Source organism: Niveibacterium sp. 24ML (genome assembly GCF_026586805.1).
Classification (GTDB): domain Bacteria; phylum Pseudomonadota; class Gammaproteobacteria; order Burkholderiales; family Rhodocyclaceae; genus Niveibacterium.
Genome location: NZ_JAPFHA010000057.1, coordinates 1 through 2,500, shown reverse-complemented (window position 1 = coordinate 2,500; position 2,500 = coordinate 1). Strand labels below are relative to the sequence as shown.

The window sequence follows — 2,500 nt, the reverse complement described above, 5'->3', positions numbered from 1 at the left end:
TGCCGACAGAAGCGCAGTGGGAATACGCCGCGCGCAGCCGCGGGCAGTTCTTCATGATTCCCACCGACGACGGCCACGTCGACTACGGACGTAACGTGCCCTACGGCGCGCAGGCGAGGCGGCTCACGAAAGGTATGTTCAACGAGCGATACCCGGTAGGCCTATTCCCCCCCAATCCACTGGGCGCACATGACATGCAGTACAACGGTAAGGAATGGGTGCTCGATTGGTATGCGGCCAAAGCCTACGAGCACTCGGCGGCGCAGGATCCCACCGGCCCGGTCTCTGGCACGCTTAAGGTCGTACGGGGTTGGGCCTATGGCGACAGCTTGAAAATTGGCGTGTCCGCTTGGCGGCGTACCTTCGACCCCATGGGCCGAGACACCTTCGGCTCTGCCCCTGACAACGACCTATTTCCGGATTTCATAGCACCGACCGCTCGTTGCGTCGCCACACCCTGAACGCTACGCCGTGGCGTAGAAGCCACCGTCAACCGACGCAAACGGCGGGTGATCGCGGCTTTGCTCCTGCAGCGCATAGGCGAGTGAGGTATTGGCTTCGGCCGGAAATCCGCGGGTGTGGTCTTTGCGCTGCGCGGCGTACGTGTCTTCGTACCAGCCTGGGAAGTTGCCGTTGATTGCAACGTCACGTCCAAGCACCACCGGTTCACTTTCGACCACCATCAAGCGCTACCTCGCGACCACGGAGGGCTGCATTGGCACCGCCGGACAAAGCATCCGCATTCGGCACGATTCGATTATGCAATATCGTTAGAATCGGGGCTCGCCGGCAGCCGTCCGTGTGCCGCTTCGTTCTCTTGCCTCAGAGCGTCTGCTAATGACTTCAATACAACCCCGTTGGTCTGTTGTGCTCGTGTTGGTGGGGTTCTGCTCCACAGGTAGTCAGGCCGCGCCCGCGGACAGCCTTTGCCCGCAGCCGCTAAGCATTGCCGGGGCCAGTTGCCCGGATGCAACCCTGCATACCGTCAAACCGCCGGCCATTCCGAGGTCGACGCCGTTCCACATCAGCGAGAAGAAACTCGATGCACTGCCAGTCCCTCAACAAGCACCCGAACTGGCAAAGACTCTGGCCTCGCTGGAACACGGAAGCATCGAGGAGCGGGTGGCCCGCCTCAAGGCCAAAGCAATCAAAGACCTGATCTTCGTCAAGGGCGGGACCTTCACGATGGGAGACTTCACGCCACTGATGAAGATCCCCGACGTCACTCGCATGACCTACAACGAGGACGACAAACACCTACACGACGTCACGCTGTCGGACTTCTACCTGTCGCGCTACAAAGCCACCTATGCCGAGCTGAACGTGTTCGCGGACGCGACAGGGCGGCCGCGGCTTGCGAAGGACGAAGAGCCCAAAGACCGGCACCCTAGCGTTCCTGCCGGCATGTACTGGCAGACCGCGCAGGACTTCTGTCAGTGGCTGGGTACGATCACAAGCCACAGTTTCGATCTTCCAACCGAGGCACAGTGGGAATACGCCGCGCGCAGCCGAGGGCAGTTCTTCATGATCCCGACCGATGATGGGCATATCGATTACGGTCGTAACGTGCCCTACGCAGCACAGGCCGAGCGTCTCAAGAGAGGCGGTTTCAACCGCAGGTACCCGATTGGCCTGTTCCCGCCCAACCCGCTAGGCATGTACGACATGCAATACAACGGACAAGAGTGGGTTCGAGACTGGTATGCGGCGGATACCTACGAGCGCTGCACTGCGCAGGATCCGAAAGGACCAACTGCCGGCGCACGCAAAGTGGTGCGAGGGTGGGCCTACGGCGACAGCCTGAAGATCGGCGTATCCGTATGGCGGCGGACCTATCTTCCGGATGGCCGAATCAAGGAGTCGCCTGCAGACGAAACCTATTTCGACGTACAGATGCCTTCTGTACGCTGTGTCGCCACACCATAACCGCTACGCGGTCGCGTCGTAGAAGCCGCCGTCAATCGAAGCGAACAGTGGGTGGTCTCGGCTCTGCTCCTGCAGTGCATAGGCCAGTAAGGTATTCGCGTCCGCCGGAGACCCGCGGGAGTGGTCTTCGCGCAGCGGCGCGGCGCGGCGCGGCGCGGCTAGTGTCGTGATACTAGGCCGCGCGCCCCCGCTCGGGGCAACTTCACATCTGAAGGCCGCCAGAGCTCAGTTATCACTATCGACAACCCTCCGTCACCGGCTAGCGACCCAAGCCGACAGGTTTGGTATTGCTCGGCGCATCCGTCGCATTCGGCTCGTTTCGATTATGCAATATCGGTAGAATCGGGGGCGCTTCGTTGGCCGCCCGCGCGCCAACCTCTCCTTCTGACACAGAGCATCAGCTAATGCTTTCAACAGTAACTCGTCGGTCAGTTTTGCTCATGTTCGCAGCGCTCTTCGGCACCACTGTCAGTGAGGCAGCGCCAGCGGACGCCCTTTGCCCGCAGCCGCTGAGCATTGCCGGGGCCAGTTGCCCGGATGCAACCCTGCATACCGTCAAACCTCCGGCCATACC

The 2,500-nt window shown here is 61.2% G+C and carries 3 protein-coding genes; 2 read left to right on the top strand and 1 reads right to left on the bottom strand.

What is annotated here, in order from left to right:
• Positions 1–461: formylglycine-generating enzyme family protein (locus OPU71_RS21105; RefSeq protein ID WP_267730077.1), on the top strand; the 461-nt coding region annotated here is incomplete at its 5' end.
• 3 nt (positions 462–464) lie between these two features.
• Here the strand turns inward: OPU71_RS21105 and OPU71_RS21100 are convergent.
• A complete protein-coding gene (locus OPU71_RS21100) occupies positions 465–683 on the bottom strand; it encodes a hypothetical protein (RefSeq protein WP_267730076.1) in 219 nt (72 codons plus the stop codon).
• Positions 684–837: 154 nt separating this feature from the next.
• Between OPU71_RS21100 and OPU71_RS21095 the strand changes: the two genes are divergently transcribed.
• Positions 838–1,926, top strand: coding sequence for a formylglycine-generating enzyme family protein (locus OPU71_RS21095; protein WP_267730074.1), 1,089 nt, complete (start codon positions 838–840; stop codon positions 1,924–1,926).
• Positions 1,927–2,500: the final 574 nt, after the last annotated feature.